This window comes from Prevotella melaninogenica, assembly GCF_003609775.1.
GTDB lineage: Bacteria > Bacteroidota > Bacteroidia > Bacteroidales > Bacteroidaceae > Prevotella > Prevotella melaninogenica_A.
On record NZ_AP018049.1, the window covers coordinates 1,731,091 to 1,737,294 of the forward strand.

The following is a 6,204-nucleotide window of genomic DNA, read 5'->3' on the forward strand; positions in this document are numbered from 1 at the left end:
ACGAACAATACCTCAGATGAATACGCTTATGAAGTTATATCTGTCATTATTCTTGCTTGTTATTCCCTTATTCAGTATTGCAAACAATGAGAAATGGGAAGAACGATTAAACCAACTCGACCAAAGTTTGGAAAAAAAGAAGCTGTTTGAGCATGAAAAACTTGAAAAAATCAAACGATTAAAAGGCCGTTTGAAAACGATTCCAGCGAAAGACAGATTTGAAATAAACCGACAGCTATTTAAAGAATATTCATCTTATCAATACGATTCTGCCTACGCCTATGCTAATCATTTGCTTTCTGAAGCACGTAGACTGAAGAATCCTGACTATGAGGTTGAAGCACATTGTGACTTAGTATTCTGCTTGTTGTCTGCTGGATTGTACACTGAGGCTTTCAACGAACTGCACTCTATTCACACGGAAGGAATTAATCCCAATACAAGAAAGCTTTATTACACAATGGCATCACGCCTTTACTATGACGTATCTGACTATACACGCACTGAACCCTACCAGAGTCAGTATGTCAAACAAGCAGGTATATATACTGATTCTTTGCTCCATTATCTTCCAGAAGGCTCTACGGAATGGCTCTATGCGATAGGAATGAAACAAATGAAAGAACGGAAATACGAGGCTTCTCTCGATACTTTCAAGCAGTTTTTACAAAGGAAAGGAGTGGATTTGCACCACAAAGCGATTGTTACTTCTTGTATCGGATGGATTTATCTCTTTCTAAAAGAGAATGATCAAGCAATGGATTATCTTGCACAAGCAGCCATATATGACAACGAAGGGGTGGTCAGAGAGACTACTGCTCTTTGTACGTTGGCTAATCTTCTCTATAAAGAAGGAGACATACAGCACGCTACGGAGTACGTGAGAGAGTCACTCGCAAATGCTAACTTCTATGGAGCAAGACAGCGTGTGATTGAGGTTAGCAGCGTATTACCTATCATTGAACAGGATAGATACAAGATAATGCAGGGACAACGCAATGCTATTGCTATGGCTGCAATAATCTTTATCCTTTTTGTCATTGGATTATTGATGGCAGGATGGTTTATCCGTAGACAAATGATAAAGCTGAAGAAGGCACAAGCACTTATCGCACGACGAAACCAACAGTTGGAAGTTAAGAACGAACAGTTGGAGGAGGTGAATAAAATTAAAGATGAATACATTGGTAGATCATTCTATATCAACTCGGAATACATCAATAAGGTCGAGAAACTTTATCGTTCTATTGACCGCAAGATTTCCATGCATCGATTTGAAGACTTGCGTTCTTCATTAAAAGAGAGTGAATTAGGAGAAGAAAGAAAGTCGATGTTTGTGGATTTTGATGAGACCTTTTTGAAGCTTTTCCCACATTTCATTGAGCGATACAACGAACTCTTTGACGAACCAGATCAAAAGCCTCTCGATAGGAAACAACTTACTACAGAGATGCGTATCTTTGCACTTATCCGATTGGGTATCAATGATTCTGAACGTATAGCAAGCTTCCTCAACTACTCTGTACACACCATTAACACTTATAAGACACGTGTAAAGAACCGTTCACACATTGATAATGATAAGTTTGAAAGCCATATTATGGAGATATAAAAAAGCCGTTCTAAGGTCCTTATAATAGGTCCTAAAGAGAGGAAAAAGTCATTTCTAAGCTTTCAAAGAATAGTTTTAAAAAATTATGTTCATGAAAATAATTCGATACAATGCTTTGATTGTTACTATATAAATACGATAAATGATGCTAATTATTGGCTCTTCCGTTAAATGTGTGGACGCTTTTCGCATTGCTTTAACGTAAGAGCCGAGGTTGCTCATTAAACAAAAATATGACTAAGACAATCAACATTCTATCCTATTATCATCCTCTTTCATTGAAAATCTTTTCATTTTAAGACTTCGAAAACTTGTAGACAAGAGTTTGAAAAATTATTACATAATTTCAAAGAAAATATCTATAAATAACGCCAAAAACACATATAAGAAGTAGGTATGCAATCAACAGAGAATCAAGTAGTTACTAAGTAGTAAAATAAAAGGTGCTTAATTGGACTTCAAAAGGGCGTTAGTAAGGGTCTTAAAGGGCACCTTTTGCAAGTCAATTGGGCGTCTTTTAGAAGCCAAAAGAGCATGTGTTGGTTTTGAAACACATGAAAATAGTTTACAAACTTCAACTAATGGGGGAATAAGTTGTTTGTAGAAGACAGATCGATATCGCAGCTAATTACGTTTATCATATAGTTTATCCCCCTTTATAAAACTATCTAAATGGGGGTAATTATTCCGTTTATGTGGATTAATCTCATTCTATTAACAATTTACGCATTTAACGGAAGAACCTAATTATTTGAATATATCGAATTGATTAGACGTTAATTACAATATATAAAACGAATTGCACGAATATTCCTAATCAATGGATATTCGTGCAATTATCGTAATTCGTTATCAGAACTATGTTATGGAAGTTTACTTTCTTTACCTCTTGAGCGTAGGATTGACCATACACCGAGAGCTATAAGAGGAATACTCAATATCTGACCCATATCGATTGGCAAACCAGCCTCAAAGGCTACCTGTATCTCCTTAGTATATTCAATAAAGAAACGGAAGGTAAAGATTAGTGCAAGACAGAGTCCAAAATAAAGTCCTGTACCCACTTTCTTAGGATATTTCCTATATATAAAATAAATAAAAAGGAAGATAATTAAGTAGGCTATTGCCTCATAGAGCTGTCCTGGATGACGTGGTTTATCGTCTACATTATAGAAGATAAATGCCCAAGGAACGTCTGTTACCTTACCTATAATCTCTGAATTCATCAGGTTTCCAAGGCGAATAAAGCAAGCTGTGATACCTGATACGATACCGAAAAAGTCAAGTACTACCCACGTATTCATCTTCGTCCTGCGAATATAAAGGAAGAGGGCAATCAATAATCCAGCCACTCCACCATGCGATGCGAGTCCTTGATAACCCACATACTTCCATGAACCGTCAGCCATTTCACGAATAGGAATAAAGATAGTCATGATTCCTTTCCAAGAAGTGAGGAACTCCTCTGGCTCATAAAAGAGACAATGACCCAAGCGGGCACCAAGCAATACGCCAAAGAAGACATAGAGAAAGAGTGGATCAAACTGTGATGGAGGAAATTTATGACGCTTAAAAAGCCACTGCATCATAAAATATCCCAAGGCAAGACCTACCAACCAACACATTCCGTACCAACGAATAGGAAGGGGACCAAGCTGGAATATCTCTTCACTTGGTTGCCATGCAATATAAAGTAGATTGTTCATAGTTATACTATTAAAAGTGAAGATAGCACCAATAATTATCCCCTCTCTGTGTAGAGAGGGGTTAAATAGGGGCTATACATTAAATCTAAAGTGCATGATATCACCGTCTTGTACAACATACTCCTTACCTTCGATGCCAAGTTTACCAGCCTCACGAATAGCTGCCTCAGAACCATATTTAATGTAATCGTCGTACTTGATGACCTCTGCACGAATAAAACCCTTCTCAAAGTCGGTATGGATAACACCCGCACACTGCGGAGCTTTCCACCCCTTATGGAAGGTCCATGCCTTTACTTCCATCTCACCAGCGGTGATAAAGGTCTGGAGATTGAGCAAATGATATGCCTTATTGATGAGTCGGCTCACACCACTTTCTTCCAATCCAAGCTCGTCAAGGAACATTTTCTTGTCCTCATAGCTCTCCAAAGAAGCGATATCTTCCTCTGTCTTAGCCGCGATAATCATTGCTTCAGCACCTTCTTCAGCAGCAATCTTCTCAATCATCTGACTATATTCATTGCCTGTCTTAGCACTTGATTCGTCTACATTGCAAACGTAAAGTACAGGCTTTGTTGTCAGAAGGAAGAGGTCGTGCGCTGCTTGCTGTTCTTCCTTGCTTTCAAACTCAACGCTACGAGCATTCTTACCTTGTTCTAAGACTTCCTTATAAGCCTCCAAGACAGATACCATTACCTTAGCATCTTTATTGCCTGCAGCAGCAACTTTCTGCTGTTTAGCAAGCTGTGCCTCGATGGTTTCAAGGTCTTTAAGCTGCAGCTCAGTATCGATAATTTCTTTATCTTCAATTGGGTTGACTGCCATACCACCCTCACGTACCACGTTATCGTCCTCAAAACAGCGGATTACATGAATGATAGCATCGCACTCACGGATATTACCAAGGAACTTATTACCCAATCCTTCACCCTTTGAAGCACCCTTAACAAGTCCTGCGATGTCGACAATTTCACAAGTAGCAGGTACGATTCGTCCTGGATGAATAATCTCAGCCAATTTGTTCAGACGCTCGTCTGGAACAGTAATTACGCCAAGGTTTGGCTCAATTGTACAGAAAGGGAAGTTAGCTGCTTGTGCTTTGGCACTGCTCAAGCAGTTGAAAAGTGTGGACTTACCTACGTTTGGCAGTCCTACTATACCACATTTTAATGCCATATCTTAAATAAATGTTTATTTCTTTTGTCCAAAAATAAGGCTTACGAACACAGAAGAAGTATTCATTCTCTTTTCCGTATGCTGCTTATTATCTGCAAAATTACATAATTAATTCGATATAAGCGAGAAGAAGTGGAAATAAGGTGGGCTACAAACAAACTCAATCTCAACTCTATGATACGATTATAGAGGTATAACGCCTGTGTTACGTTATACCCCTATAAGTATAAGGAATAGTTTTATATCGTCCTTTATAAGACCTTATTCTTTATATATAAGAAAAGAACTAACCTAAACTTTTGCTATTTTACCTCTGATGTAATAGGATTATTAATACCCTTCATTGAAACGAGGAAAGCCTTAGCTGAACCAAACTTCAGACGCATATCAAGACGAACAGGGATATGGTTGCTGTCATCTGTTACATAGAAGTTGGCTATTTCACGCCATTTATCATCCTCATATTCATAATAGGTGAGACGCAAACAACGATACTTATGATCATTGTCGGCTTTGATATTCTCCTTACCACCATAGATAATGCGAGCAGGATGACGGCTATTTCCATCTACGATAGGGAACTTCACCACCTCACCTTTCTTCCAGTTCTCTGGATTGAAACTACGTGCACGCAAGAAGATACTCATCATATCGAAAGAACAATCATCGTATGTATTCTCCATCCATTGATGTTTTCCTTCGTTATTGATTCTATGTTGGCGTATCTTACTTTTACCATTTTGATAAGAGTAGAATACCTCATCCACCGTATATCGTTTTCCTTCCCTTGCTCCCTTACGGAAGTAGAGTGGCTCCATCTGCTTTGAGTTGTAGGCAAGCAACGTATCACGCAATACGAAATAATCGTCAAGCTTACCATTACCACGTGTTGTCAGGGAAGCACGATAAGCTGGAATACCCTTATAAGTAGAGGAAACCGTGTACCAAGAAGCCGTACCTGCCTTTACCCAAATAAACTTCCAGTTATAATAAAGGTTGTATGTTAGATACTCTCCACTGCTAAACGCCGTATTACGGAATGTACACTGTGCGGTTGCACTGATGGCAATCATCGCAAAGAGACAAACTATATAAATCTTCAACTTTTTCATATTCTCCGTTTTATCCGTTCAACTTTAATATTATTCTTTATTTCTCTTTTAAAAGAAAAAAAAATGTTTTAGTATGATAGGCTGTGGATTAGTGCAGAACTTTTTAGCCATTTTCTTGCCAGAATGGTTATCAAACTTAGATGTAACTTTATTAACAAGTTATTCTCATATCTACCGTTTGATATTCAGGTACTATACTAAGTTATCCACATTATCCACAATTGATGCAAAGATAATAAGTTTATATCTTTTTTGATATGAAAGTTGTGTAAAACTTCTCTAAAACTGCATTAATAACCTTGTGGATATCCACATAGAAGCTTCTTCTTCTGTTCTTGTGTGGATATCCACAGAGTTATAAAATAGTTATCAACATAGTTTTCCACAGAGTTATCAACAGTTATTAGTTCAATATCTGTATAAGTATTATCTGATAAATGTTCCCTTATAAATTAATCATTCGTGTTCTACGATGTATTATAATAGCTCTAATCACTTTTTATGCCATCTTTAAACGTTGTGTTGATGCCCAGCACATTATGTGCGGAGCGTTAACACCAATGGTGCTAACCACTAATTACATTGCCATATAGTATTG

The 6,204-nt window shown here is 37.7% G+C and carries 4 protein-coding genes; 1 reads left to right on the top strand and 3 read right to left on the bottom strand.

Annotated elements, in window-relative coordinates; genetic code table 11:
- The first annotated feature begins 16 nt into the window (after nt 1-16).
- On the top strand, nt 17-1,612 hold the full coding sequence (locus PMEL_RS06990; protein ID WP_120174575.1) for a DUF6377 domain-containing protein: 1,596 nt from the start codon (nt 17-19) through the stop codon (nt 1,610-1,612).
- Between the two features lie 863 nt (nt 1,613-2,475).
- Here PMEL_RS06990 and lgt read toward each other — a convergent pair.
- The 3 genes from lgt to PMEL_RS07005 all read right to left on the bottom strand — a co-directional run bounded on the left by lgt (nt 2,476) and on the right by PMEL_RS07005 (nt 5,606).
- Entirely contained in the window at nt 2,476-3,318 is an 843-nt protein-coding gene (gene lgt / locus PMEL_RS06995) for a prolipoprotein diacylglyceryl transferase (protein ID WP_120174576.1), read from the bottom strand.
- 72 nt (nt 3,319-3,390) lie between these two features.
- Nucleotides 3,391-4,494, bottom strand: coding sequence for a redox-regulated ATPase YchF (gene ychF, locus PMEL_RS07000; protein WP_120174577.1), 1,104 nt, complete (start codon nt 4,492-4,494; stop codon nt 3,391-3,393).
- A gap of 302 nt (nt 4,495-4,796) precedes the next feature.
- A complete protein-coding gene (locus PMEL_RS07005) occupies nt 4,797-5,606 on the bottom strand; it encodes a DUF3108 domain-containing protein (RefSeq protein ID WP_120174578.1) in 810 nt (269 codons plus the stop codon).
- Between the last annotated feature and the right edge of the window lie 598 nt (nt 5,607-6,204).